Source organism: Rhodococcus wratislaviensis, from assembly GCF_900455735.1.
GTDB classification, from domain to species: Bacteria; Actinomycetota; Actinomycetes; order Mycobacteriales; family Mycobacteriaceae; genus Rhodococcus_F; species Rhodococcus_F wratislaviensis.
Window position 1 is genome coordinate 118,370 of the sequence record NZ_UAUI01000026.1, and the last position, 25,665, is coordinate 144,034.

Sequence of the window (25,665 nt, forward strand, 5' to 3'; positions counted from 1 at the left end):
AGGGTCCTTTCGGAGAGATCAGGCGCCGACGACGAGGGCTCCACCGTTGACCGCGAGGGTCTGACCGGTGATGAATGCGGCTCCGTCGGAGGCGAGGAAGGCGACGGCCGCGGCGATTTCGTGGGCATCGCCGAGACGGCCGAGGGGGACTGCTGCGAGTTCTTCGGCATAGACGTCATCGGGAACCATCCGGGTGTGGATCGCGCCCGGTGCTACTGCGTTGACGAGGATCTTCTGCGAGACGAGTTCGGAGGACAGCGCCTTCATCAGCCCGAGTTGCGCGGTCTTGGACACCATGTAGCCATAGGAGTGGCCGTCGGGAACCTGCCCCCACTGCGAGGAGATGAAGATGACACGCGGTGCCGCGCTGCGCGCGAGGAGCGGTGTGGCGGCTCGGGTGATGGCGTACGGCCCGAGGACGTTGACGGCGAGATAGGGCCGGAGGTTCTCGACCGGTGTCTCGTCGAGGGTCTTCCAGTCGTGCATGATGCCGGCGTTGTGGACCAGGATGTCGAGACGACCCCAGGTGTCGTTCGCGACGGCGACGACGCGTTCGCCGGCGTCCGGTGCGGTGACGTCCAGTTCGAGGCATTCGACGCGGCGCCCGGTGCTGTCGCGGATCCCCTCGGCGACCGCCGACAGTTCCGCGACGTCGAGATCGGCGATGATCAACTCGGCTCCGCGGGACGCGAGGGTCCGCGCGTGTGCGGCGCCCATGCCGCGTGCCGCGCCGGTGATCAGCGCGACGCGGTCATCCAGCCGAACACTCGGAATGGCGGCCGGACTCATACGCCCGCTCCCACGATGTGCGGCTCGGTGACGTACAGCATGTTGCCGTCGGGGTCGAAGAACGGACGGTACTGGTACCAGGTGCCGCTGGGGTGCTTCCACTGGATCCGCTCGTCGACCCATTCGACGCGTCCGTCCAGCGCGGCCTCGGCCTCGTCGAGGCTGTCGACCTCGAACGCGATCGAGTCGTAACCGGGTGCGTTGTCGGGGTTGACCGCGGTGCGGCGCGGCGCATGCTCGCCCACTTCGGATTTGAAGATGTAGAGTGTCACGTTGCCCATGTCGATCGCCGCCCACTCCTCCTCCTTCTCGTACGGGAGGTGGAAGGGCAGGCCGAGGACGCCGTGGTAGAACTCCACGAGTGCGTCGACATCGTGTGTGAGGATGTCCATGTTGTCGATGCGCTTCAATTTCAGCACGGTGTTCTCCTTGGTCGGTGCCGCGAAATCGGCAGGAATGGTGCAGGGCCCACCGGAATGGGCCGTCAGGGTTCCGTTCTCGACGTCGAGCGAGACGGTGGCGAGGGTTTCGAAGCGTGCCGCCGTGGGCAGGGCGGGGTCGACGTGGCAGCACGTCGCACCGCCGCCGAGCAGGTGCGACGTCATCGCCTCGACGACTGCGGGGGCATCGACGTCCGGTCTGCCGGACAGTCGACGGCGGAGCATGTCGAACCGGATCACGGTGTCCGGGCCGTCCCGGAGTTCGGTGTCGTGCAGGTTCGCCGGGCTGCTGAGGAAATGGTTGGTGTGGACGAGCAGGCCGTCGCGGTCCGGCAGGGCGTATCCGATCCCGCCGGGGTGTAGTTCGACGCTCACGGCGGCGGATTCGCCGCCGGAGTTCGCGACGAGTGTCAGCGACGTCGACGCCGAGACCTTCGCCTGGGCGAGCCGGACGAGCGCGTGGTTGAGGTCGCGCGACTCGTCGAGGACGGCGCGAGCCAGCACGTGCACTGGGACACCGATCCCGTTCCCGTCCTCGGAGTGGTGGAGGATGTTGAAGTGCACGCCGAGCCCGCGGTCGTTGACGCCGATCTTGCCGACGATGCCGTATTCGGTGACGGTGGTGGTCAGATGACCGTTCTCGTGCGGGATTTCCCAGACGAACCAGAGGTCGGCGAGTTCGGCGAACCAGTCCCACGCCTGAATGGAGACCGGTGCGTCCCCGTCCCGGAGCCGGACGACCGTCGAGCACTCGCTCGGCGTGACTCCGCCGACCGCGGCCAGCACCTCGGTACGCGCGTTGATCGCCGCGACCGCGGTCACCGGAAGACCGGCGCCTTCGGCGATGCCGGCAATCTCGTCGGCGATCGCGGGTGCGGCGGACGTGATCCGCTCGAGGGCGAGGGTCCCCCAGTGGTCCAGGTCGACGGCCGAGCCGGCAGCGCGGTCGAACAACTGCCGGTATGCGGCAACGGACGCGCCGACCTGTTCCGCATGGGCACTGCCGAACTCGTAGCCGCGGTCCCGCGGCCGGACCTGTGTGGAACGGAACCGGCGGGTCACGACGCCACCTGCAGTCGCGGCGCCACCAACTCGGCGACCTCGTCGAGGCGGGCGAACCACACGTCACCGGACTCGGCCATGTGCGCCACCACCTGCTCGAACTGGGCGAGCCGGTAGGGGCGTCCGATGACCTCGGGATGCATGGTGAAGCTCGTGTGCCTGCGTTCGGCACGGGCCGACTCGAATTCTGCTGTCCAACAGCGGCGCAACTCTTCCGGGTCGGCGACGTTGCCGCCACCGTCGATGTTCCAGCCGAAGCGCGGCCAGTCGTCGAGCGACCAGTGCACGGGCAGTTCGAGGATCTCGCGGCCGTCCCAGGACTCGATGTAGGGACGGTCGTCGCCCATACAGCTGGAGTCGTAGAGGAACCCGCGTTCGACGAGCAGAGCGAACGTTTCGGGGGTGAGTTCCCAGGACGTGGAGCGGTATCCCTTCGGCCGCGGGACGCCGAGCCGCTCGAGTGCCTCGAGCCCGTTGTCGATCTCGTCGATCTGTTGCTGCTCACTCACCTTGTCGCTGCGCAGGTGCAGGTGGCCGTGGTGACCGATCTCGTGCCCGGCGTCGAGCAGGCTCGCCACCATCGCGGGGTGGTGCTCCGCGGTGTGACCCGGGACGAAGAACGTCGCCGAGATGTCGTATCGGCGGAGCAGATCGAGGATGCGCGGCACTCCGCGCGTGACGCCGTAGCGCCCCTCGGACAGGATGGTCAGACGGCGTTCGTACTCGTCGCCCTCGCCGAGCCAGCCGGCCTCCGCGTCGACGTCGAATGTCAACGACACCGCGGCCGCCTTGCTGTCCGGCCAGTCGGCAGTGGGAAGTTCCTGAATCGTCAAGACGTGCTCCTCGTCGATTGTGCCGCTCCCGGCGGCTGAGAGAACTCGATGCTGCGCATTTCGGCATCCAGCGGGGTAGATTCAACGCTTTGCGTGTTTCAGAACACATTAACAGTGCGCAAACCGCTACACAACCCCGAAAATGCCCGGTTTGCGTCGATACTGCCGATCCGGCTGCGCATTGCGCAGCCTCGCTCCCGATGTGCGCGTTCGGCCCACCGGAAAACACGAAGGCGGCACCTCGACGCCGTAGTCGAGGTGCCGCCTTCCGGCATGGGACCCGTTGCGTTACAGCAGGGTCCAGGCTTCGGTGAGGACGCTGCGGAGGATGTTTTCGATTTCGTCGAATTCGGCCTGACCGCAGGTCAGGGGCGGGGCGAGCTGGATGACCGGGTCGCCGCGGTCGTCGGCCCGGCAGTACAGGCCGGCGTCGAACAGGGCGGTGGAGAGGAACCCGTGCAGGATCCGCTCGGCCTCGTCGTCGGTGAACGACTCCTTGGTGGTCTTGTCCTTGACCAGCTCGATGCCGTAGAAGAAGCCCTCCCCGCGCACGTCGCCGACCATCGGCAGATCGGTCAGCTTGTCGAGGGTGGCCCGGAACGCCGGCGCCTGCTCGGCGACGTGGGCGTTGAGGCCCTCGCGTTCGAAGATGTCCAGGTTCGCCAACGCCACCGCCGCCGAGACGGGGTGCCCGCCGAAGGTGTAGCCGTGCGCGAACATCGACGTCCCGTCGGAGAACGGTTCGAAGAGCCGGTCCGAGGCGATCATCGCCCCGATCGGCGAATACCCCGACGTCAGGCCCTTGGCGCAGGTGATGATGTCGGGGACGTACCCGAAGTCGTCGCACGCGAACATCGACCCGATCCGGCCGAACGCGCAGATCACCTCGTCCGAGACCAGCAGCACGTCGTATTCGTCGCAGATCTGCCGGACCCGCTCGAAGTAGCCGGGCGGGGGTGGGAAGCAGCCGCCGGCGTTCTGCACCGGTTCGAGGAAGACGGCGGCGACGGTGTCGGGGCCCTCGAATTCGATGGCCTCGGCGATCCGGTCGGCGGCCCAGATCCCGAACGCTTTCGGGTCGGAGCCGAGGGGTTCGGGGGCCCGGTAGATGTTGGTGTTGGGGACCCGGAACGCGCCGGGGGTGAGCGGTTCGAATGGGGCCTTCAGGGCGGGGATGCCGGTGATGGCGAGGGCCCCCTGCGGGGTGCCGTGGTAGGCGATGGAGCGGGAGATCACCTTGTGTTTGCCGGGTTTGCCGACCTTCTTGAAGTACTGCTTGGCCAGTTTCCAGGCGCTTTCGACGGCCTCGCCGCCGCCGGTGGTGAAGAAGACCCGGTTCAGATCACCGGGGGCGTAGCCGGCGAGGCGTTCGGCGAGTTCGATCGCCGGCGGGGTGGCGTACGACCAGAGTGGGAAGAACGCGAGTTGTTCGGCCTGCTTGGCGGCGGCCTCGGCGAGCTCGGTGCGGCCGTGCCCGGCCTGGACGACGAACAACCCGGACAGTCCGTCGAGGTAGCTCTTGCCGGTCGAGTCCCAGATCCGGGCGCCCTCACCGCGGGTGATGATCGGCGGGGTGATGTTCTGCCCGTGCCGGGAGAAATGCCCCCACAGGTGGCGCGCAGCCGAGCGTTCGAGTCCGGTCGTGATTCTTTCGGTGACAGCAGTCATCGTTATCCTCAATTGCGTTTTGGTTCAGTCTATTTCGGACCGGTTCGGGTTCCATCGGCCGGACCCGGGATGGCCACTCGGCGGATCGTCGAACACCGAGGTTGGATCCGGCATGCGTCAATCCTGACCGCATTTCCCCGCGAATTCAAGTAGTCACGGCGAGAATGTTGACGCAATACGCAGATTTTTGCCGGATTTGTCGACTTAATTCGCGAACACGGGTAGCCAACACGAGATCGCTCTTCTACTGTGAGGAAATCTTTCGTCGCCCCCGTCTTGGAGTGATCTCATGACCGTCTCGGCCCCCTGCCCGTCCTCTCCCCCGATCGGCCTGCCGACCACCGTGCCCGGCTGCTGGATCGCCGGATCCCCGGCCCAAGGATCCGGCGACACCCACCGCATCCTCGATCCGGCGACTGGCGCACTCGTCACGACACTGACGCTGGCGACCGCATCGGACGTCGACGCCGCCGTCCGGTCGGCACGAGCCGCCTTCCCGGCCTGGTCGGGAGCGGTCCCAGCCGAGCGCGCAGCCGTTCTCACCACCCTCGCCCGCGCACTCGAACGCGACGCGGAACTGTTCGCCCGCGAAGAAGTCGCGCAGACCGGCAAGGCGATCCGGCTCGCACGCGAATTCGACGTCCCGGGCAGCATCGACAACATCGACTTCTTCGCCGGGGCCTCCCGCAATCTCGAGGGCAAGGCCTCCGCCGAGTACTCCCCCGACCACACCTCGAGCATCCGGCGTGAGGCCGTCGGCGTCGTCGGGTCGATCGCGCCGTGGAACTATCCGCTGCAGATGGCGGTGTGGAAGGTGATTCCGGCGCTGGCCGCCGGATGCACGGTCGTGCTCAAACCGAGCGAGCTCACTCCCCTCACCACGCTGCGCCTCGCCCGGCTGGCCACTGAATCCGGTGTGCCCGACGGCGTGTTCAACGTGGTGACGGGTACGGGTGGCGAGGTCGGGGCCGCGCTCGCCGGACATCGCGGCATCGATGTCCTGACCTTCACCGGGTCGACCGCCGTGGGCCGGACGGTGATGGCGCAGGCAGCCGCGAACGGCACCCGCGTGCAGCTCGAGCTGGGCGGCAAGGCCCCCTTCGTCGTGTTCGACGACGCCGACCTCGATGCGGCCGTACACGGTGCGGTGGCGGCGTCACTGATCAACGGCGGCCAGGACTGCACCGCGGCGACCCGCGCGATCGTGGCGGACTCGCTGTACGACGACTTCGTCGCCCGTGTGGCCGAACTGATGGAACGGGTGGTCGTGGGCGATCCCTGGGATCCGGACACCGATCTCGGATCGCTGATCACGCTTGCTCATCGCGACCGGGTCGACGGCATGGTGCAGCGCGCCCGCGCCGCCGGGTTCCGGATCGTGACCGGCGGATCCGCCCCCGACCTGCCCGGAGCCTTCTACCTCCCGACCCTGATCGCCGACGTCACCGAGGACGCCGAGATCTACCGCGACGAGGTGTTCGGACCCGTGCTCACCGTGAGCCGCCACTCGGGCGACGACGACGCGATTCGCCGCGCCAACGACACCGACTACGGTCTCGCCGCGTCGGCCTGGACGACGAACCTGTACCGCGCGCAGCGCGCATCACGGGACATCGATGCGGGGTGTGTGTGGATCAACGATCACATCCCGATCATCAGCGAGATGCCGCACGGCGGGGTCGGCGCGTCCGGCTTCGGCAAGGACATGTCGACGTACTCGTTCGAGGAGTACCTGACCGTCAAGCACGTCATGAGCGACATCACCGGGGTCTCCCGGAAAGCCTGGCACCGCACGGTCTTCAGCGACGGACGGTAGGACTACTCCTTCGAGGGCGTGCCGTACCGCAGCTTGTGCACTTTGAGGATCGAGATGGTCTCCGTGGTGCGCACGCCCTCGATGGTGCTGACGTGTTGATTCAGGAAAGCCCACAGCTCGGCATTGTTGGCGCTGCCGACCTCGACGCAGATGTCGCTGCGCCCCAGCAGTGTCGAGACGTACGTGATCTCCGGCATCTCGGTCAAAGTGTCCACGACCTGCTGGTGCCGGGCCGGGTCGACCGTCAGGAACACCAGCGCCAGTTGCGAGTCGCCCAGCCGTTCGGGATCCGCGAACGCGACGATGCGCAGGATGTTCAGATCCTGCAGACGCTTCACGCGCGCCCGTACCGTCGCCTCGGAGGACCCCAGGTTTCGGGCGATTTCCCGAAACGCTCGCCGCCCATCGTCTTCGAGTTGCCGCAGGATCGCGCGGTCCAGTTCGTCCAGAGTGTGCTGAGACATGGACCGACTCTATCCAGAACGACGAGATCAGTGGCGTTGCGGGGCCAAAAGGCTGCATTTCGTGAATGAAAGCAAACAGTGAGTACGCATTGCGCGGCGCATTTCGTCTTGTGCGACGCATTGCGCGGTGTTAGTGTCTTGAATCACATACTTGCGGCGGTCCGTCGGCCTCCACCCCCACTCGACTCGAGTCGCCGAGGGCCGCATTCTGAATACACACACTGCGCCGACAAGGCCCAGAACTGGAGAATCCCGTGAGCCTGCACGATTCCTTCGCCGACGACCACACCTATGAGAAGAACCTGCGGTGGTGGGACGGCTTCACGATCAGCCTCTCGATCCCCGCCGCACTCTTCGTCGGCATGGGGTACGCAATCGGCCTGATCGGCGCGTGGACGACGCTCGTCCTCCTCGGCGCCGTCGCGGTCCTCGCGTGCCTACAGAACTTCATCTACTCCGAGATGGCCAGCATGTTCGTCGACAAGGTCGGCGGCATCTCGATGTACGCCCACCAGGGCTGGCGGACCCGGTCGACCCTCGTCGGTCCGCTCGCGACGTACGGCTACTGGTTCTCCTGGTCCAGTTCACTCGCCATCTACGGTCTGCAGATCGGAAAGCTGGTCCAGGCCGAATGGTTCCCCGAAGAGACGTGGACATTCTCCACGGGCCTGGCCACCATCGGACTCCCCCACGTCATCGCACTCGGCGTGCTGGTCATGGGCTGGGGCCTGAACGTCCTGGGCATGCGACCCGCGATGTGGCTGATGTACGCGACCGGCGCGCTCGTCCTCGTCCCGATCGTCGTCTTCGCGGCCGCTCCCCTCCTGTCCGACAACTGGTCGATGAGCAATCTGCACTGGGACATCGCCGCCAGCGGTGAAGCAGGCTGGCGCACCGCGATCGCCTGGATGTTCGTCCTCGCCTGGTCGGTGTACGGCATCGAGGCCGTCGCCTCGTTCGTGCCCGAATTCCGCGACACCATCCGAGACAGCCGAATTGCATTGCGACTGGCCGGTTTCTTCGTCATCGCCGTCTACATCCTCGTCCCGTTCGGCGTCGGCGGACTCGTCGACCAGGCGGATGTCGCCGAAAACCCCGTCTCCTTCTACCTGACCGTGTTCGAAAGCCTCTTCCCCGGTGGCGACATCGTGATGGCGATCTGCCTCATCGCCGGCCTCGTCCTCCTGATGGTCATGACCACCGCCGACGGCGGACGCGTACTCCACGGCAGCGCCCGGGAGGGCCTTACCATCAAGCAACTCGGTGAGCTCAACCGTTTCAAGGTCCCGGGGCGTGCCATGTCGCTGGATCTGCTCGTCAACGTCATCCTGATCCTGTTCGTCGGCGAGGCCCTCGCTGTCATCGTCGCCGGCATCGTCGGCTACCTCATCTGCCACATTCTGTCGCTGACCGGCTTCCTCAACCTGCGCCGCGACGAACCGGACGCCCATCGCCCCATCAAGCTCGGCAAGCAGTGGGTGTACATCGCCGGTCTCCTGGTCGTCGTCGACACGATCATGGTCGTCGTCGGCGCGCTCAGCGCCTCCATCACGGGATACGGCAGCACGAAGGAACTCATCGTCGGCGTCGTCGTCCTGTCGCTGTCGATCGTGCTGTACGCCTACCGGCGCGTCGTCCAGGACGGTCAGCCCTGGATCTGGAAGGAACCGGCCTCCGCCGTCGAAGCCGACTTCGTACCCGACGACGACGAGGACGAAGCACCCACCATCGATCCTGCACGCACCCTGTAGCTTCGCCCGTGAGTACTTATTAACCGCCCGAGGTTAATAAGTACTCACAGGCGCGAAGCGCATTGTGTCAGTGCAGATCCGCCATCGAGCGCACGTGGCGCGCCGCGACCGACAGCGACGCGAGATCGTGGGTGGACGCGGCGTCGATCTCCCCCAGCGTCCGGCGAGCCCGTTCGTTCCTCGCTCGATTCGCACTCTCCCACAGCAGAATCCGGGAGTCCGGTGCATCACCGGGCTCCCCCGAGGACAGGACGTCCCGGGTCAGGAGCCGGACGGAGCGGTACAGGTCGTCACGCAGCGCCACCCGGGCGAGGGTGTGCCACCGTTCACCCCGCGGAAGCGCCGACACCTTGATCAGCCATCGATCCACGCCGAGGTGATCGGAGAGGGCGAAGTAGAGCGGCGCCACCTCGGCGACGTCGTGCTCCAGTTCGCGGGCGACGTCCACGATGTCGAGCAGGCTGAACCGGTAGAGGCCGTCCGCGATACGCCGGGCGATGGACGTCTCGACGCCCGCCCGGTCGTAGGAGCGACGCGTGTCCTCCATCGCCAGCGCCTCCGCGCCGCGGAGCCATCCGCCGACGTCGCCGGAATGCGTGTGGACGTGGCACCGGAAGTTGTCGATCTCGTCGTCCACCGACAGCGGCTGACGACGGTTGGCGAGGAACCACCGCGACGCCCGGTCGAGCAGCCGGCGGGCCTCGACGACCAGTTCGTACTCCGTCGCCGGTGGCAGCTTCGCCGCGGCGATGTCGGACCAGAGTTCCGCAAGCCCGAACACTTCCGACGTGATGACGAACGCGCGCACCACATCCGCGGGCCCGGCCCCCGTCTCCTCGCGCAGCCGGTACGCGTACGTGAGCCCGCCGCGGGCGAAGATGTCGTTCACGATCTCGGTGGCGAGGATCTCCTGGCGGAGGGGATGCGCGTCGACGGGGAGGACGGAGCGCAGCGCGGCCGGGAAGTACGCGCCGAGCCGTTCGGAGAAGTACCCGTCGGAGAAGACGTCCGTATCCTCGAGTTCCGCTTTCAGATCCAGCTTGGCGTGGGCGAGGAGGGTCGCCAGTTCCGGCGAGGTCAGCCCGAACCCTGCCTCCGAGAGTTCGGCGAAACCGTCGGGGTTCGGAAGCGCCTCCAGGTCGCAGTCCAGACCGCGCTTGTCGACCAGGTCGTTCACCATCCTCGAGTGCACGTCCACCATCCGGTGGGCGTTCGACCGGGCGTCGCCCAGCACCCGGTTCTGCGCGCGATTGTTCGCGAGCACGAGTTCCGACACGTCGTCGGTGAGCGTCCCGAGCAGGTCCGAGCGCCGCACCGGATCCAGCCGCCGGTCGACGGGCAGCGAGTCGAGCAGGATCTTGATGTTCACCTCGTGGTCGGAGCAGTCCACTCCTGCCGAATTGTCCAGTGCATCCGTATTGACGAGCCCACCCGTGCGGGCGAACTCGATGCGGGCGAGCGGCGTCATGCCCAGGTTGCCGCCCTCGGCGACGGCCCGCGCGCGCAGCCGGCCCGCATCGATCCGGACGGTGTCGTTCGCTTTGTCACCCGCACCCGTGTGCGACTCCGACGAGGCCTTGACGTACGTCCCGACTCCGCCGTTGAACAGGAGATCCACCGGGGCGGCGAGGATGGCGCGGATCATCTCCGGCGGCGTCAACGTCGTCACCGACGAAGCGAGACCGAGCGCCGTCCGCATCTGGCTGCTCACCGGAATCGATTTGCTCTCCCGCGACCAGACGCCGCCGCCTGCACTGATGAGGGTCCGGTCGTAGTCGGCCCACGACGACCTCGGCAGCTCGAACAACCGGCGGCGTTCCTGCCAGGCCTGCTCCCCGCCGGGAGTGGGGTCGACGAAGATGTGGCGGTGGTCGAACGCGGCGACCAGCCCGATGCCGGCACTCGCCAGCATGGCGTTCCCGAAGACGTCGCCGCTCATGTCGCCGATCCCCGTGACCGTGAAACTGTCACGGTCGACGTCGATACCGAGTTCGGCCAGATGCCGGGTGACGCTCACCCACGCACCCTTCGCGGTGATGCCCATCTTCTTGTGGTCGTAGCCGACCGAACCGCCGGACGCGAACGCGTCACCGAGCCAGAAGTCGTACGTCCGGGCCACCTCGTTGGCGGTGTCGGAGAACGTGGCCGTGCCCTTGTCCGCCGCCACCACGAGGTAGGGGTCGTCGCCGTCCCGGCAGACGACCCGGTCGGGGTGAACCGATTCGGCTGTGTCCGAACGGTTGTCGGTGACGTCGAGCAGCCCGGAGATGAACTGCCGGTAGCACACTTGGCCGGTGGACGACGGATTGCGCACGACGAAACCGCCCTTGGCGCCCGCGGGTACGATGACGGCGTTCTTCACGGCCTGCGCCTTGACGAGTCCGAGGATCTCGGTGCGGTAGTCGTCGAGGCGATCGGACCAGCGGAGCCCGCCGCGCGCGACGGGTCCGTATCGCAGGTGCACGCCCTCCATGTCCGGTGAATACACGAAGACCTCGTAGAACGGCCGCGGACGCGGAAGCTCGTCGATCTCGGCGGAACGGAATTTCAGCGACAACTGGGGACGATCCGGACCGAGGGCTCCGTCCCGATAGAAGTTGGTGCGGGTCGTCGCCGCGACGAGGCCCGAGTAGGCGCGCAGGATGCGGTCGGCGTCGAGGCCCTCCACGTCGGCGAGCAGCGATTCGAGTCGGCGGGCACGATGTTCGACCTCGTCGTCGCGGGACGTGCCGCCGCCGGGACGCGATGGGTCGAAGTGCGCGTGAAACAGATCCACGAGCGCCGACGCGAACTCGGGACGCGACAGCAGGACCGCCTCGATCCGGCCCTGGTCGTAGGGCAGAGCACTCTGCCGCAGAAAGCGGGCGTACGCGCGCAGGAGCACGACCTCCCGCCAGTCCAGGCCGGCGGCGAGCACCAGCACGTTGAACCGATCCGCCTCCGCCCTTCCCGACCACAACGCACGGAACGTCTCCAGGACAGCCTCGGGTTCGACGGATCCCGACGCCACCGCGGACGTGACGAGCGGTCCCGCGGACACCTGGAAGTCGTAGAGCCGGCACACCAGTCCGTCGGCGCGGCGGAACACCGACGTCCGCTGGTCGACGACCTCGAGGTCGAGGCTCCCGAGAAGCCGGAGCACCCGCTCGAGCGACACGGTCGAGCCTCCGCTGTAGAGCGTGACCCGAAGTTGCCGGTTCTCGGGCGGTCCGACGGTGTCGACGTGCAGGTCGAATGCATCGGCAGTCAATCGGTCGAGGATTGCGACGTCGGGAGCCGGCGGCCGATCCTGTTCTTCGACATAGCCTTCCGGCAGTGACAGTGCGAGCGTGGACGTGGTCGAGCTCATAGATTCTCTCCGTTGAGATCCGGGCGCCGTGTGGTTGTCGTGGAAAAGGGAAAGATCCGCCCCGCGGGCGCCATTGACCGCGGGACGGATCGAGTGTCAGGACACGGGTGTGTCGGCAGACGGGGTGTGTCAGGAGTTGCGGTGTGCATCCGCGATGTCGAGAACCGTGTCGAGGATCGCGAGTCCTTCGCGGGCCTCGGCCTCGGTGACGGTGCACGGCGGCACAGCGTGAATCCGATTGAAGTTGGCGAACGGCAGCAATCCTCCTGCCTTGCACGCCGCGATCACCTCGTTCATCGCCGGACTGGAGGCGCCGTACGGAGCGAGCGGTTCCTTCGTGGCGCGGTCGGCGACGAGTTCGATCGCCCAGAACACGCCGAGTCCGCGGACTTCACCGATCGACGGGTGCCGGTCGGCGAGGCCACGCAGTCCCGGACCGAGGATCTCGCTGCCGATCCGGGCCGCGTTCTCGACGATCCGCTCGTCCTCCATCGCGTTGATCGTCGCGACGGCGGCCGCGGTGGCGAGCGGATGTCCCGAGTAGGTGAGCCCGCCGGGGTACGGCCGGTTGGCGAACGTCGCCGCGATCTTCTCGCTGATCGCGACACCACCGAGCGGGACGTAACCGGAGTTGACCCCCTTCGCGAACGTGATCAGGTCGGGAACGACACCGAAATGGTCGATCGCGAACCATTTTCCGGTCCGGCCGAACCCGGACATCACCTCGTCGGCGATGAACACGATGCCGTAGCGGTCGCAGATCTCGCGGACACCGGCCATGTAACCGGGCGGGGGCACCATGATCCCCGCGGTCCCGGGAACCGATTCGAGCACGATCGCTGCAATCGAGTTCGGCCCCTCGAGGCGGATCAGCTGGTCGAGGTGCTCGAGCGCGCGCTCGGTTTCCTGCTGCTCGTTCTCCGAGTGGAACTGCGACCGGTACAGGAACGGTCCGTGGAAGTGGACGACTCCGCTGTTGCCGTAGTCGTTGGGCCACCGGCGCGGATCGCCGGTGAGGTTGATCGCGGTGTCCGTGCCGCCGTGGTACGAGCGGTACCGCGACAGCACCTTGTAGCGGCCGGTGTGCAGCCGGGCCATGCGCACCGCATGCTCGTTGGCGTCGGCGCCGCCGTTGGTGAAAAACACCTTGTTCAGGTCACCCGGAGTCCGCTCGGCGATCAGCCGCGCGGCCTCGGAGCGGGCGTCGTTCACGTACTGCGGCGCGATGGTGCACAGCTTCGCGGCCTGGTCCTGAATGGCGGCAACGACTTTGGGGTGCTGATGCCCGACGTTCGTGTTGACGAGCTGGGACGAGAAGTCGAGCATGCGGTTCCCGGCACCGTCCCACACGTACGAACCCTCGGACGCGAGGATCGTCATCGGGGTGATCTGCTCCTGCGCGGACCACGAGTGGAACACATGCGCCCGGTCGAGGGCATACGCGCGCTCCCCTTCGACGCGGGCCGCGTCGAGGGACTGACCGGTGGGCAAAAGTTCCTGGGAGACTGTCGTCGTCATGACCGTAGGTCCTTTCCGGCTCAGTTGTTCTGGGGGAATCCGAGGTTGAGGCCGCCGTGGCTGGGGTCGAGCCAGCGGGTGGTGACGACCTTGCCGCGGGTGAAGAAGTGGATGCCTTCGGTGCCGTGGGCGTGGGTGTCGCCGAACAGGGAGTTCTTCCAGCCCCCGAAGCTGTAGTAGGCCATGGGGACGGGGATGGGGACGTTGATGCCGACCATGCCGACCTCGACCTCGTTCTGGAACCGCCGGGCGGCGCCGCCGTCGTTGGTGAAGATGGCGGTGCCGTTGCCGAACTGGCTGGAGTTCACCAGTTCCAGGGCTTCGTCGTAGGACTCGACGCGGATGACGGACAGGACGGGGCCGAAGATTTCGTCGGTGTACACACTCATGTCGGTGGTGACGTGGTCGATCAGGGTGGGTCCGAGCCAGAACCCGTCCGCACCGCCATTCGCCTGCACGGTCCGCCCGTCGACGACGATGGTGGCGCCGTCCTGTTCGCCGGCGTCGATGTAGGAGGCAACCTTGTCGCGGTGCACCTTCGTCACCAGCGGGCCCATGTCGGAGTCCTGGGTGCCGTCGCCGATCTTGAGGGTGTCGGTGCGCTCTTTGATCTTGGCGACCAGTTCGTCGGCGATGTCCCCGACCGCGACCAGGGCGGAGATGGCCATGCAGCGTTCGCCGGCGGAGCCGAAGCCGGCGTTGACCATGGCGTCGGCGGCGAGGTCGAGGTCGGCGTCCGGCAGGACGATGGCGTGGTTCTTGGCCCCGCCGAGTGCCTGGACGCGTTTGCCGTGGGCGGTGCCGGTGGCGTACACGTACTGGGCGATGGGGGTGGAGCCGACGAAGCTGATGGCCTTGACGGCGGGGTTGGTGAGCAGTTCGTCGACGGCGGTCTTGTCGCCCTGCAGGACGTTGAACACCCCGGCCGGGAGTCCGGCCTCGGCCCAGAGTTCGGCCATCCAGATCGCGGCGGTCGGGTCCTTCTCGCTGGGCTTGAGGACGACGGTGTTGCCGGCGGCGATGGCGATGGGGAAGAACCACATCGGGACCATGGCGGGGAAGTTGAACGGGGAGATGATCCCGACCGGGCCGACGGGTTGGCGGATGGAGGAGACGTCGATGTTGGTGGAGGCGTTTTCGGTCATGCCGCCCTTGAGCAGGTGGGGCATGCCGCAGGCGAATTCGACGACTTCCTGGCCGCGGGAGACCTCACCGAGTGCGTCGGAGACGACCTTGCCGTGCTCGGAGGTGATGATCTCGGCGAGTTCGCCCTTGCGGGCGTTGAGCAGTTCCCGGAACTTGAACACGATGGAGGAACGCTTGGCGAGGGAGGTGTCGCGCCAGGCGGGGAACGCGGCCGCGGCGGCGTCGATGACGGCGCGGGCGTCCTCGACGCTGGCCAGGGCGACCTGACCGGTCACGGCACCGGTGGCCGGGTTGGTGACCGGGGCGGTGTTGCCGCTCGTACCGGTGAAACTCTTGTTGTCGAACCAATGCGAGATGGTCCGGCCTTCGGCGGAGTGCGAGATGGTCCGGCCTTCGGCGGAGTGCGAGATGGTCCGGGTCTGCGCTGCGCCATCGCTGTGTGTCATGGGTGTCCTTACCGAGAGAGCCGATACGCGGAAAGTCCGCGCGGAGTGCGATGTCTTCACTCTGGTCCGTCAACCAGCCCCCGGAGCCCGACGATCTGTATATAAATACGACTTCTGATTTACACTGCGTAAATGCAGCCCACCATCGTCGACATCCTGGGGCTCCCGGTCGTGCAGGCGGGGGCGCCCGAGGTGATCGGCGGCGGACAGCTCGACAGACCGGTCCGGTGGGTACACGTCAGCGATCTACCCGACCTGTCGAACCTTCTCCAGGGTGGCGAACTCGTCCTCACCACCGGCCAGCCCCTCGCCGACGATTCGTCGAGCGTGGCGTACCTGGAGGGACTGGCCGCGGCGGGCGCAGCCGGACTCGTCGTCGAACTCGGCGTCCACGTCGACACCGTGCCGGACGGGGTGGCGCGCGCCGCCGACAGACTGTCGTTTCCCGTCATTGCACTGCACCGCCAGATCCGGTTCGTCGAGGTCACGGAGGAAGTGCACCGATCGATCGTCGCGGAGCAGTACGACGAGGTCGCGTTCGCCCGGCACGTGCACGAGGTCTTCACCGACCTGAGCATGAAGCGGGCGTCGCTCGGTGAGATCGTCGACGCCGCGGCCGGCATGCTCGGCGCCCCGATCGTGCTCGAGGACCTCAACCGGCAGGTACTGGCCTTCGCGGCGCAGGGAACCACGGCGGCGGATCTCCTCGCCGAGTGGGAACGTCGGTCGCGGCTGACACCCGTGTCGCATCAGACCGCGGTCGACGGCCCGGAGTCGTGGACGGCGACGCCCGTCGGCGCGCATCGGCAGGAGTGGGGACGACTCGTCGCTCCTCGCCCCGTCGCCGCCGAAGGTCGGGCGCGGATGACCCTCGAGCGTGCCGCGCAGGCGCTCGCACTGAACCGCATGGTCGAGCAGGACCGGACCGCGCTCGAGCAGCAGGCCCAGAGCGGACTCGTCGACGAACTCCGCCGCGGACGCATCCAGGACGAGGCCGAGGCGACGGCGCGCGCCCATGCGCTCGGCCTCCGGCCGGCACTGACCTACCTGCCGATGACGGTCCGGGTCGGCGAAACCGCCAGCGCCGACCAGGTTCTCGCGCAGCGACGCCGAGTGAACATGCTGGACGCCGTCCGCCACGCGGTCCGGACGTCGCGGCAAACGGCACTCACGGCGAACACCCGGGCCGGACAGATCGACCTGCTCCTGTCCCATCCGCCGGCGTCCACACCCGACGCGCTGTTCGAGCTCTGCGAGGCGATTCGTGCCGCGCTCACCCGGCTCGACGGCGTCCTCCATTGCACGATCGGTGTCGGTCCCGAATCGACCCGACTCCTGGACGCCGCGGGCGGCCTGACGGAATCCGCTCACATCGCCGAGGTCGCGCTGTCGTTGCCACCGGGCGACAAGGTTTTTCACCGAGCAGCCGACATCCGGTTGCGCGGTCTCCTCGCCCTCATCCGGACCGATCCGCGGGTGCAGGCATTCGCCGAGACCGAACTCCGCGGCCTGCTGGAACATCAGGCGCGACACGGCGGTGACAGTGTCGACGTCCTGCGCAGCTTCCTCGAACTCGGTGGCAACAAGACGGAACTCGCGAAACAGCTCCACCTCTCTCGCCCCACGCTCTACGCGAAACTGGCCACGATCCAGCGGCTGCTCGGCGTCGACCTCGACGACGCCGAGTCCCGGACGTCGCTGCACACGGCCATGCTGATCCTGCGGCTCCGCCACCCGTGAGTACTTATTAACGGCGGGCGGTTAATAAGTACTCACGGGGGCGAAGCCACTGGGCCGAACATCCTTCGACGAGGACCAGCTCAGGGTGCCCGCGTCCGAATAGTCGCGCGCCATCGCACCAATGTTGAGAATTATCTTCACAACTGTTGGCATGAAAGGACGCTTTCTTCACTATTGGCACCTACCAATCGAATTTCCGACAACACGGAGCTCTCATGAAGATCGGCATCCCCCGCGAGATCAAGAACCACGAATACCGCGTGGCCATCAGCCCCGCCGGTGTCCACGAACTCAGCGAACGCGGCCACGAAGTGATCATCGAATCCGGCGCCGGCATCGGCTCGTCCTTCGCCGACGAGGACTTCAAAGCCGCAGGCGCACAGATCCTCCAGGCCGCCGACCAGGTATGGGACGCCGCCGACCTGCTCCTGAAGGTCAAAGAACCCATCGCCGAGGAATACGCCCGCCTGCGCCAGGACCAGGTGCTCTTCACCTACCTTCACCTGGCCGCCTCCAAGGACTGCACCGACGCCCTGCTCACGTCGAAGACCACCTCCATCGCCTACGAAACCGTCGTCGGCGCCGACGGCTCCCTCCCCCTGCTCGCCCCGATGAGCGAGGTCGCCGGACGCCTCGCCCCGCAGGCCGGCGCCTACCACCTCATGCGCCAGGGCGGTGGCCGCGGCGTCCTCATGGGCGGTGTCCCCGGCGTGCGCCCGGCGAAGGTCGTCGTCATCGGCGCCGGCGTCTCCGGTAAGAACGCGATCGCCGTCGCCTACGGCATGCACGCCGACGTCACCGTCCTCGACCTGTCCATCGCCCGCCTCCGCGAGATCGACGACCAGTACCACGGCCAGGTCAAGACCATCACCTCCAACAGCCTCGAACTCGAACAGGCCGTCCTCGACGCCGACCTCGTCATCGGCGCCGTCCTCGTCCCCGGCGCCAAGGCCCCCACCCTCGTCTCCAACAACCTCGTCTCGCGGATGAAGCCCGGCTCCGTGCTCGTCGACATCGCCATCGACCAGGGCGGCTGCTTCGAGGACTCGAAACCCACCACCCACGCCGAACCCACCTACCAGGTCCACGACTCCGTGTTCTACTGTGTCGCCAACATGCCCGGCGCCGTCCCCCGCACCTCCACCTACGCCCTCACCAACGCCACCCTCCCCTACGTCGTCGCCCTCGCCGACAAGGGCTGGCAGGAGGCCACCGCGACCGTCCCCGGCCTCGCCGAGGGACTGTCCACCCACGACGGCCAGCTGCTGTCCACCGAAGTCGCTGCCGCGCACGGCTATACGGCCGCAGCATAGTCCTGAGCGGCTGATCTGCAGCCCGTGTGTACGCGTCGCGCACCTCCGTAACGGTGCGACGCGTACACACGGGGCGCGAATCGAGATCGGCGAGAGCGTATCCAGAAGCGCTGTGGATGCGGGACAATCGAACGATGGCTTGGCTCGAGGTCGTGCGCACCGGACCCTTCACCACCGTGCAGGATCGGGGCCGCCCCGGTTACGCGTCGATCGGCGTCGGCGAGTCGGGTGCCGCCGACCGCGACGCGCACGACAGCGCAAACCGGTTGGTGGGTAACCACTCCGACGCAGCGACGCTGGAGGTCACGCTCGGTGGGCTCGCGGTGCGTGCGGCCGGGACCGTCTCCGTCGCCGTCACGGGCGCCCGCAATCCCATCACCGTCAATTCCGAACCCCGGCCCGACTACACGATGCTGCACCTGACTGCCGGTGACCTGCTGGAGATCGCGTTCGCCTCGGAGGGACTTCGAAGCTACGTCGCGGCGCGCGGAGGTTTCGACGTGCCGGCGGTGATGGGGAGCCGGTCCACCGACACTCTGTCGGGTATCGGCCCCGATCCCGTCGCCGAGGGTGATCGGCTGCTGGTCGGTGCGGATGCCGGCGACTGGCCTGCGGACGAGATCATCCCCCCGCCCGTCGCTCCCGAGGATCCGCTGATGATGCGGGTGCGGCTCGGGCCGCGGGACGACTGGTTCACACCAGCGTCGGTCGAGGCGCTTCTCCGCGAGACGTGGACGGTCAGCTCCGACACCAATCGCGTGGGGGCGCGGCTCGAGGGTCCTGGACCGCTGCACCGCGCCGTGCCGGGAGAGATGCCGAGCGAGGCCATGGTGGCGGGGGCGCTGCAAGTGCCGCCCAACGGTCAGCCCATCCTGTTTCTCGCCGATCATCCGGTGACCGGCGGCTATCCGGTGATCGCTGTGGTCGCCGAGGCCGATCTTCCGGTGGCCGCGCAATTGCGGCCCGGGCACCGGGTCCGATTCCACCGAATGGTGGCGTCGAGCATTCCGCGGTGACGGCCTACCTCGCGGCGAGCGCGGTCCTGAGCCCGCGAAGACGCCCGGTCACGGGATCGGCTCCGAGCACCGACCTCCCACGGAACTTCGCTTCCGAGGCCGTCTCCGGCGCATCGTCGGACGTCGCCCGGAGGAATCGGTTGGGCAGCGCCAGCTTGTGAATGGTGCGCAGCGTCAGAAGGTACTGCCGCGCAAGCGAACCGGTGGTGTACGGCAGGTCGTACTTCTCGCACAGGCCGCGCACCGCAGTCGAGATCTCGGCGTACCGATTGCTGGGGATATCGGGGAAGAGATGGTGCTCGATCTGATAGCACAGGTTGCCGCTCATGAAGGCCATGACAGCTCCGGCCCGGAAGTTCGCGGTGCCGAGCATCTGGCGCAGATACCACTCGGCCCGGCTTTCGTCCTCCAGTTCCGCGAGCGTGAATTTCTCTGCTCCGTCGGGGAAGTGACCGCAGAAGATCACGACGTACGACCACACGTTCCGTAGCAGGTTGGCGACGAGATTCGCCTTCAGCGTTCGTCGCCACCGACGCCCGCTGAGAACGGGGAACAGCACGTAATCTTTGCCCATCTGCCGCGCGATCTTGCCGAGCAGATCTCGCACCGGTGGACGGAGACGCCGGCTCGCCTTGTCCTCGGCACTGGGCGGAAGCAGATCGTGGAGCGCGATGCCCCATTCGAACGTCGCCGCGAGCAGAAGATTCTGAATCGGTTGCACCAGGTGGATGGGGCGCCATTCCTGATCACGGGTGACCCGCATGACGCCGAACCCGACGTCCTCGTCCATTCCGAGCACGTTGGTGTACTTGTGGTGCCGGAAGTTGTGCGCATACTTCCACTGCGACGACGGCCCCACCTGATCCCACTCCCAGGTGCTCGAGTGGATCTCGGGATCGTTCATCCAGTCCCACTGCCCGTGCGAGACGTTGTGCCCGATCTCCATGTTCTCCACGCTCTTGGCCACACCCAGTGCCGTCGTACCGAGGACCACCCCGGTGGACGTCCGGCTGCCGTGGATCACCAGTCGCGCGAGGCCGTCGAGCAACCGCTGGAACGCGATGGTGCGGCGGATGTACGTCGCATCCTTCTCGCAGAGGGACTCCGCGACGTCGCGGCGTAGTGCGTCGAGTTCGAATCCGAGCGCCTCGACGTCCTGCTGGGTGAGGTGCGCGTACTCCTTGATATCGGTGATTGCCATGACCGGCCTCCAACCTCGCGGCCACTGATGACCTCAGTGAACGCCGGTGGTAGCAGCCTGTCAACACTGTAGGTCTACGGTAGGTGTCGACAGCGTTGACAGCGCCGCCCTCAGCCCACTACCGACCGTGCGGGCTTGGACGGGTCCGGGAGCCTAGCCGCGGCGACGGCGGGCGATGTCGGCGAGCACGACACCCGCGGCGACGGACGCGTTGAGTGATTCGACGGGGCCTGCCATCGGGATGCTGAGGATGGCGTCGCAGTTCTCGCGGACGAGACGCGACAGTCCCTTACCCTCGGAGCCGACCACGACCACCACGGGGCCGCTGCCGTCGAACTCGTCGAGGGTGGTGTCGCCACCCGCATCGAGACCGACCACCTGAACGCCCTTGGACGCCCAATCCTTCAGCGTGCGAGTGAGATTGGTGGCTCGGGCGATCGGCAGGCGGGCTGCCGCGCCGGCGCTCGTCCGCCACGCGACCGCGGTGACCGACGCACTGCGCCGCTCCGGGATCACCACACCGTGACCACCGAATGCGGCCACCGAACGCACGACGGCACCGAGGTTGCGGGGATCGGTGATGTTGTCGAGGGCCACGAGCAGCGGCGCCTCCTGATGCTTGCGGGCTTCCGCGATCAGGTCGTCGGGGTGCGCGTAGCGGTACGGCGGCACCTGCAATGCGATGCCCTGGTGCATGCCGTTGGCGCTGAGCCGGTCGAGATCGGTCCGGGGAACCTCGAGGATGGAGATGCCCGCGTCGGCCGCCCGCTGAACGGATTCCTTCAGGCGATCGTCGCTCTCGGTCCCGACCGCGACGTACAGCGCGGTCGCGGGGACACCGGCGCGCAGGCACTCGACGACGGGGTTGCGGCCCAGCACGTTCTCGGGGCCGTCGAGCACCTTGCGTCCGGCGGTCTGACGACCGCGGCCGGGCTGCTTGTCGGCTTCCCTGGCTGCGCGCGCGGCACGCTTGGCGGCGGGGTGCTTGGTGCGTGCTTCCGCGGGCGGGGTGGCGCCGCGGCCTTCCAGTCCCTTGCGGCGCTGGCCACCGGAGCCGGCGACCTGCCCCTTCTTGGTACCGGCCTTGCGGATGGCTCCGCGCCTACTCGAATTTCCAGCCATTACTACTGTCCTGCCTTGAGAGACCACTCGGGCCCGTTGGGGGTATCGGTGACCTCGATGCCCGCCCGGATGAGACGGTCACGCACCTCGTCGGCCACAGCCCAGTTCTTCTCGGCGCGGGCACTCTGCCTGCGCTCGAGTTCGGCCCGGACCAGAACGTCCAGGGCATCGGTTGCCGCGGACGCGTCCGCGGTCTCCTGAGTCCAGTGCTCGTCCAGCGGGTCCACGCCGAGGATTCCGAGCATGGCCCGGACCTGCGACGCGATCTCGCGCGCACCCTCGAGGTCGCCACCGTCGAGGGCGATGTTGCCCTCGCGGACCTTGCCGTGCACCTCGGCGAGCGCGGCGGGGACGGCGAGGTCGTCGTCGAGCGCGCGAGCGAACGCCTCGGTCCACCGTCCGACCGGTACCTCACCGGCACGCTCCTGCGTGCGCAGCACGAACGATTCGATCCGGCGGAACGCCGCGGCCCCCTCGTCGAGCGCGGTGTCGGAGTATTCGAGCATCGACCGGTAGTGGGCACTACCCAGGTAGTAGCGAAGCTCTTGCGGCCGAACCTTTTTCAACACGTTCGGCACCGAGAGAACGTTGCCGAGCGACTTCGACATCTTCTCGCCACCCATGGTGACCCAGCCGTTGTGCAGCCAGTACTGCGCAAAGTCGTCACCGGAGCACTTGGCCTGCGCGATCTCGTTCTCGTGGTGCGGGAACACCAAGTCCAGGCCACCGCAGTGGATGTCGAACGCCGCCCCGAGATAGAACTCGGCCATCGCGGAGCATTCGAGGTGCCAGCCCGGCCGGCCCCGGCCCCACGGCGTCGGCCACGACGGCTCGCCCGGCTTCTCCGCCTTCCACAGCGTGAAGTCGCGGGGATCGCGCTTGCATTCGCCGGCGCTCTCGCCCTGGTGGACGTCATCGAGTTTGTGCCCGGACAGGCTGCCGTACCGGGGGTAGCTGCGGACGTCGAAGTAGACGTCCCCGCCCGCCGCGTACGCGTGGCCGTTGTCGATGAGGCGCTGCATCATCTCGACCATCTGCGTGATGTGGCCGGTGGCTCGCGGCTCGACGGACGGCGGCAGCACACCCAGTTGCTGATAGGCCCACGTGAAGGACCGCTCGAACGTGGCGGCCCACTCCCACCACGGCCTGCCTGCCTCCGCGGCCTTGTTCAGGATCTTGTCTTCGATGTCCGTGACGTTGCGGACGAACGCCACGTCGTAGTCGTGGGCGAGCAGCCAGCGTCGCAGCACGTCGAATGCGACGCCGCTGCGTACGTGGCCGATATGGGGGTCGCCCTGCACCGTGGCGCCACACAGGTACACCGATGCGTGTCCAGGGGCCAGCGGAACGAAGTCACGCAAGGCCCGCGTCTCGGTGTCGAATAGGCGCAGGGTCACGACCAGCGATCCTACCTGGCGCTTCGATCGGGAATGACCAACGCGGTGGCCATGGCGGCGATCCCCTCGCCGCGGCCGGTGAGCCCGAGCCCGTCCGTGGTGGTCGCGGACACCGAAACCGGCGCGCCCAGAATGTCGCTCAGCACCTTTTGCGCTTCGTTTCGGCGCGGGCCGATCTTCGGCCGGTTCCCGATCACCTGGACCGCGGCGTTGGCGACGCCGAAGTCGTCCTCTTCGAGGAGACGGCGTACCTCGGCGAGCATGGCGGCACCGCTCACCCCGGACCACTCGGGCCGCCCGGTTCCGAAGACGGTGCCGAGATCGCCGAGTCCGGCGGCGGAGAGCAGGGCGTCGCAGAGTGCGTGCACGGCCACGTCGCCGTCCGAATGGCCTGAGCAGCCGTTCTCGTCCTCGAACAGCAGGCCGGCCATCCAGCACGGCCGCCCCTGCTCGATCGGGTGGACGTCCGTCCCGATTCCGACTCGCACTAGTGCGCTCCCTCTTCCACCAGCGCGCGGGCCAGTACGAGGTCCAGCGGCGTGGTGATCTTGAATGCTGTGGGTTCTCCGACGATGCTGCGGACCCGTTCCCCGAGGCGCTCCACCAGCCCGGCGTCGTCCGTGGCGATGCCGTCGGCGGCGTCGTAGGCGCGCCGGAGCACTTCCGCGGTGAATCCCTGCGGTGTCTGCACGGCCCGAAGTTCGGACCGTTCGGGGGTGCCGGTGACCGCACCGAGAACGTCGACGGTTTTGATCGTGTCCGTCACGGGGAGGACCGGGATGACCGCGTTGCGGCCGCATCGTAGTTCCGCGACCACCCGCGCGATGAGCGACGGCGGAGTGAGGGCGCGGGCGGCGTCGTGCACGAGCAGGTACTCGGCATCGTCGGCGACGGCCAGCCCGGCACGAACCGAATCGGTCCGCTCGCTTCCACCGGCCACAACGGTGACTTCACTCGGGACGAGGGTTCGCGTCGACTCGACGAGTTCCTCGGGAACGATCACGACGACGCGGTCGACAGCCCCCGACTCCAGGAGCCCGTCGACCGCGCGAGTAAGCATGGTCGTCCCACCCAGATCAACGAATGCCTTGGGCTTGTTCTCACCCAAACGCACTCCCTGACCTGCGGCGGGAACCAGCGCGACTACAGGACCTTTTCCCTCGGTCACTGTGTGTATCGCGGCTGTCTAGGACGCGGCCGCGAGGACCTCGTCGAGGATGGTCTCGGCCTTGTCGCTGTCGGTGCCTTCGGCCAGTGCGAGTTCGCCGACAAGAATCTGCCGCGCCTTCGCGAGCATGCGCTTCTCTCCTGCGGACAGGCCGCGATCCTGCTCACGACGCCACAGGTCCCGAACGACCTCGGCAACCTTGTTGACGTCACCTGACGCGAGCTTTTCGAGATTCGCCTTGTAGCGGCGTGACCAGTTGGTGGGTTCTTCGGTGTGCGGTGCCCGCAGTACCTGGAAGACCTTGTCGAGACCTTCCTGGCCGACGACGTCGCGTACGCCCACGTACTCTGCGTTGTCTGCGGGAACCCGTACGGTGAGATCGCCCTGAGCAACCTTGAGAACGAGATATTCCTTCTGCTCACCCTTGATGGTGCGGGTTTCAATAGCTTCGATCAGCGCCGCACCGTGATGGGGGTATACGACGGTGTCTCCGACCTTAAAAATCATCTGTCCCGTGCCCCTTTCGATCATTCGAGTTTAACACGTGTCCGGAACCTGGTCGCATCAACGGTGCAGGTCAGGGGCATCATGGCCTGACCGTAGGGGTTGACAGGGCCCCCGAGACGTGCATTCCGGACACCCCGATCGGGCGGTTCTCCAGCGCCGAAACCGCACGCAGACAACCATTGTGAGTACCCAGCGAGCAGGCCACGCGGGCGAACTACTACTCTGCCTAGTTGAAGTGCGAACCTGACACCGGAGGACAACTCGTGACTGCTCTCGACAAGTCGACTCGCCGAGTCGCTACCGCCGTCGCTCTCGCTGCCGGCGCAGCACTCGTGCTGTCCGCCTGCAGCGCGGGCCAGATCACTCAGACGTCGAGTCAGGTCGCCGCGGTCAACGGCAACAGCGCGGACGCCGAGTCGATCGCCTTGCGCAACGTGCACGTGGTCTACCCCAACTCCGCCGAGTACAGCCTCGAGCCGGGCGGCAACGCCGTCCTCGCGTTCACCGCGATCAACAACAACGAAGACACCCCGGACAAGTTGACCCGGATCAGCACCGACTTCGCGCAGTCCGTCGCCCTCGGCGAGAAGGCCGGCGGGCTGGAGATCGCGCCGCAGACCGCGCTCGTCGCCGGCCAGCCCGGTCAGGAAGCCGCTGAGGGCGCCGAGGCCGCCGGCCAGAAGGACGAGAGCGCCGACGCACCGGCCGATGTCGTCCTCGTCACCCTGGACGGCCTGAAGGAAGGCGTCCGCCCGGGCCTCACCTTCCCCGTCACGTTCGCTTTCGAGAAGGCCGGCGACGTCACCGTGTCCGTTCCCGTCGACGCGGGCCACGAGACCGAGCGCCACGTCTCCGACACGTCCCCCGGATCCGAAGCCGAGGGCGGCGGACACTAGCAGCCGGACCGGGTCCGCTGTCG

General features: G+C 67.3%; 20 protein-coding genes. 6 read left to right on the forward strand and 14 right to left on the reverse strand.

Annotation, left to right across the window (positions count from 1 at the left end):
• Positions 1–18 precede the first annotated feature (18 nt).
• The 4 genes from DTA22_RS31050 to DTA22_RS31065 all read right to left on the reverse strand — a co-directional run bounded on the left by DTA22_RS31050 (position 19) and on the right by DTA22_RS31065 (position 4,792).
• Positions 19–789, reverse strand: coding sequence for an SDR family NAD(P)-dependent oxidoreductase (locus DTA22_RS31050; RefSeq protein ID WP_037242227.1), 771 nt, complete (start codon positions 787–789; stop codon positions 19–21).
• Complete coding sequence (locus DTA22_RS31055; protein WP_112302000.1) at positions 786–2,291, reverse strand: C45 family autoproteolytic acyltransferase/hydolase; 1,506 nt, start codon at positions 2,289–2,291, stop codon at positions 786–788. Before DTA22_RS31055 ends, DTA22_RS31050 begins: the two co-directional genes overlap by 4 nt.
• On the reverse strand, positions 2,288–3,124 hold the full coding sequence (locus DTA22_RS31060; protein ID WP_037242232.1) for a polysaccharide deacetylase family protein: 837 nt from the start codon (positions 3,122–3,124) through the stop codon (positions 2,288–2,290). The genes DTA22_RS31055 and DTA22_RS31060 overlap by 4 nt, the downstream gene beginning before the upstream one ends.
• A 288-nt stretch (positions 3,125–3,412) precedes the next feature.
• A complete protein-coding gene (locus DTA22_RS31065) occupies positions 3,413–4,792 on the reverse strand; it encodes an aspartate aminotransferase family protein (RefSeq protein ID WP_112302001.1) in 1,380 nt (459 codons plus the stop codon).
• A gap of 289 nt (positions 4,793–5,081) precedes the next feature.
• On the opposite strand from DTA22_RS31065, the gene DTA22_RS31070 reads away from it, so the two are divergent.
• Entirely contained in the window at positions 5,082–6,608 is a 1,527-nt protein-coding gene (locus DTA22_RS31070) for a gamma-aminobutyraldehyde dehydrogenase (RefSeq protein ID WP_245973370.1), read from the forward strand.
• A 2-nt stretch (positions 6,609–6,610) separates the two neighbouring features.
• Here the strand turns inward: DTA22_RS31070 and DTA22_RS31075 are convergent, their stop codons facing one another.
• On the reverse strand, positions 6,611–7,072 hold the full coding sequence (locus DTA22_RS31075) for an Lrp/AsnC family transcriptional regulator (RefSeq protein WP_037242237.1): 462 nt from the start codon (positions 7,070–7,072) through the stop codon (positions 6,611–6,613).
• 254 nt (positions 7,073–7,326) lie between these two features.
• Between DTA22_RS31075 and DTA22_RS31080 the strand changes: the two genes are divergently transcribed.
• Positions 7,327–8,823: an APC family permease gene (locus tag DTA22_RS31080; protein WP_112302002.1), complete on the forward strand. Its 1,497-nt coding sequence runs from the start codon at positions 7,327–7,329 to the stop codon at positions 8,821–8,823.
• Positions 8,824–8,890: 67 nt separating this feature from the next.
• Here DTA22_RS31080 and DTA22_RS31085 read toward each other — a convergent pair whose 3' ends face one another.
• The 3 genes from DTA22_RS31085 to DTA22_RS31095 form a co-directional block, all read right to left on the reverse strand.
• Positions 8,891–12,172: an NAD-glutamate dehydrogenase domain-containing protein gene (locus DTA22_RS31085; protein WP_112302003.1), complete on the reverse strand. Its 3,282-nt coding sequence runs from the start codon at positions 12,170–12,172 to the stop codon at positions 8,891–8,893.
• Positions 12,173–12,301: 129 nt separating this feature from the next.
• Entirely contained in the window at positions 12,302–13,690 is a 1,389-nt protein-coding gene (locus tag DTA22_RS31090; protein WP_037242244.1) for an aspartate aminotransferase family protein, read from the reverse strand.
• Positions 13,691–13,710: 20 nt separating this feature from the next.
• Entirely contained in the window at positions 13,711–15,282 is a 1,572-nt protein-coding gene (locus DTA22_RS31095) for a CoA-acylating methylmalonate-semialdehyde dehydrogenase (protein ID WP_245973371.1), read from the reverse strand.
• 132 nt (positions 15,283–15,414) lie between these two features.
• On the opposite strand from DTA22_RS31095, the gene DTA22_RS31100 reads away from it, so the two are divergent.
• The 3 genes from DTA22_RS31100 to DTA22_RS31110 all read left to right on the forward strand — a co-directional run bounded on the left by DTA22_RS31100 (position 15,415) and on the right by DTA22_RS31110 (position 19,351).
• Complete coding sequence (locus DTA22_RS31100) at positions 15,415–17,022, forward strand: PucR family transcriptional regulator (protein WP_112302004.1); 1,608 nt, start codon at positions 15,415–15,417, stop codon at positions 17,020–17,022.
• A gap of 215 nt (positions 17,023–17,237) precedes the next feature.
• Entirely contained in the window at positions 17,238–18,335 is a 1,098-nt protein-coding gene (gene ald / locus DTA22_RS31105) for an alanine dehydrogenase (RefSeq protein ID WP_112302005.1), read from the forward strand.
• Between the two features lie 134 nt (positions 18,336–18,469).
• Positions 18,470–19,351 (forward strand): 5-oxoprolinase subunit C family protein, encoded by an 882-nt coding sequence (locus tag DTA22_RS31110; RefSeq protein WP_112302108.1) that lies wholly within the window; start codon positions 18,470–18,472, stop codon positions 19,349–19,351.
• A gap of 4 nt (positions 19,352–19,355) precedes the next feature.
• On the opposite strand, the gene DTA22_RS31115 is transcribed toward DTA22_RS31110, so the two are convergent.
• From DTA22_RS31115 to carD, 6 genes are all read right to left on the reverse strand, one after another.
• On the reverse strand, positions 19,356–20,552 hold the full coding sequence (locus tag DTA22_RS31115) for a fatty acid desaturase family protein (RefSeq protein ID WP_112302006.1): 1,197 nt from the start codon (positions 20,550–20,552) through the stop codon (positions 19,356–19,358).
• Positions 20,553–20,705: 153 nt separating this feature from the next.
• Positions 20,706–21,674 (reverse strand): 23S rRNA (guanosine(2251)-2'-O)-methyltransferase RlmB, encoded by a 969-nt coding sequence (rlmB, locus tag DTA22_RS31120; protein WP_007301532.1) that lies wholly within the window; start codon positions 21,672–21,674, stop codon positions 20,706–20,708.
• A gap of 2 nt (positions 21,675–21,676) precedes the next feature.
• Positions 21,677–23,071 carry a cysteine--tRNA ligase gene (gene cysS / locus DTA22_RS31125; RefSeq protein WP_037242255.1) on the reverse strand — a complete coding sequence of 465 codons (1,395 nt, stop codon included), beginning with the start codon at positions 23,069–23,071 and terminating at the stop codon, positions 21,677–21,679.
• 11 nt (positions 23,072–23,082) lie between these two features.
• Positions 23,083–23,559, reverse strand: a complete 477-nt coding sequence (ispF, locus tag DTA22_RS31130) for a 2-C-methyl-D-erythritol 2,4-cyclodiphosphate synthase (protein WP_112302007.1) — start codon at positions 23,557–23,559, stop codon at positions 23,083–23,085.
• Positions 23,559–24,239, reverse strand: a complete 681-nt coding sequence (gene ispD / locus DTA22_RS31135) for a 2-C-methyl-D-erythritol 4-phosphate cytidylyltransferase (RefSeq protein WP_112302008.1) — start codon at positions 24,237–24,239, stop codon at positions 23,559–23,561. Before ispD ends, ispF begins: the two co-directional genes overlap by 1 nt.
• 18 nt (positions 24,240–24,257) lie before the next feature.
• Positions 24,258–24,746 carry an RNA polymerase-binding transcription factor CarD gene (carD, locus tag DTA22_RS31140; protein WP_005262216.1) on the reverse strand — a complete coding sequence of 163 codons (489 nt, stop codon included), beginning with the start codon at positions 24,744–24,746 and terminating at the stop codon, positions 24,258–24,260.
• A gap of 263 nt (positions 24,747–25,009) precedes the next feature.
• Between carD and DTA22_RS31145 the strand changes: the two genes are divergently transcribed.
• A complete protein-coding gene (locus DTA22_RS31145; RefSeq protein WP_112302009.1) occupies positions 25,010–25,642 on the forward strand; it encodes a copper chaperone PCu(A)C in 633 nt (210 codons plus the stop codon).
• The last annotated feature ends 23 nt before the right edge of the window (positions 25,643–25,665 follow it).

Bases quoted from the DNA above. Each gene is read 5' to 3' on its own strand.
- DTA22_RS31050 (WP_037242227.1), bottom strand. From the start codon at position 789: ATGAGTCCGGCCGCCATTCCGAGTGTTCGGCTGGATGACCGCGTCGCG.
- DTA22_RS31065 (WP_112302001.1), bottom strand. From the start codon at position 4,792: ATGACTGCTGTCACCGAAAGAATCACGACCGGACTCGAACGCTCGGCT.
- DTA22_RS31070 (WP_245973370.1), top strand. From the start codon at position 5,082: ATGACCGTCTCGGCCCCCTGCCCGTCCTCTCCCCCGATCGGCCTGCCG.
- DTA22_RS31075 (WP_037242237.1), bottom strand. From the start codon at position 7,072: ATGTCTCAGCACACTCTGGACGAACTGGACCGCGCGATCCTGCGGCAA.
- DTA22_RS31085 (WP_112302003.1), bottom strand. From the start codon at position 12,172: ATGAGCTCGACCACGTCCACGCTCGCACTGTCACTGCCGGAAGGCTAT.
- DTA22_RS31090 (WP_037242244.1), bottom strand. From the start codon at position 13,690: ATGACGACGACAGTCTCCCAGGAACTTTTGCCCACCGGTCAGTCCCTC.
- DTA22_RS31095 (WP_245973371.1), bottom strand. From the start codon at position 15,282: ATGACACACAGCGATGGCGCAGCGCAGACCCGGACCATCTCGCACTCC.
- DTA22_RS31100 (WP_112302004.1), top strand. From the start codon at position 15,415: ATGCAGCCCACCATCGTCGACATCCTGGGGCTCCCGGTCGTGCAGGCG.
- ald (WP_112302005.1), top strand. From the start codon at position 17,238: ATGAAGATCGGCATCCCCCGCGAGATCAAGAACCACGAATACCGCGTG.
- DTA22_RS31110 (WP_112302108.1), top strand. From the start codon at position 18,470: ATGGCTTGGCTCGAGGTCGTGCGCACCGGACCCTTCACCACCGTGCAG.
- DTA22_RS31115 (WP_112302006.1), bottom strand. From the start codon at position 20,552: ATGGCAATCACCGATATCAAGGAGTACGCGCACCTCACCCAGCAGGAC.
- rlmB (WP_007301532.1), bottom strand. From the start codon at position 21,674: ATGGCTGGAAATTCGAGTAGGCGCGGAGCCATCCGCAAGGCCGGTACC.
- carD (WP_005262216.1), bottom strand. From the start codon at position 24,746: ATGATTTTTAAGGTCGGAGACACCGTCGTATACCCCCATCACGGTGCG.